This window comes from Pseudomonas sp. 50_B, assembly GCF_017491625.1.
Lineage (GTDB): Bacteria > Pseudomonadota > Gammaproteobacteria > Pseudomonadales > Pseudomonadaceae > Aquipseudomonas > Aquipseudomonas danubii.
Genome location: NZ_JAFGYX010000228.1, coordinates 1 through 237 on the forward strand (window position 1 = coordinate 1; position 237 = coordinate 237).

The 237-nt window shown below is 59.9% G+C and carries 1 protein-coding gene; it reads left to right on the plus strand.

The window, feature by feature from the left end; all coding sequences use genetic code 11:
• Positions 1-237 (plus strand): amino acid permease (locus J5M73_RS31735; protein WP_207817068.1); only part of this gene is annotated, 237 nt, incomplete at both ends.

Consider the following 237-nt stretch of genomic DNA (forward strand, 5'->3'; position numbering starts at 1 on the left):
TCGGCCTGATCATCTCGCTGCTGGGAGCGCTGCTGTCCTGGGTGCTGCTGTGTGCGGAGATCATGTTCGCCGCGGCCAAGGACCACACCATGCCGGAGTTCCTGCGCCGCGAGAACGCCAACCATGTGCCGGTCAATGCCCTGTGGCTGACCAACGTGATGATCCAGATCTTCCTGTTGATCACCCTGTTTTCCGCCGGCACCTATACCAGCCTGATCTATCTGGCATCGTCGATGA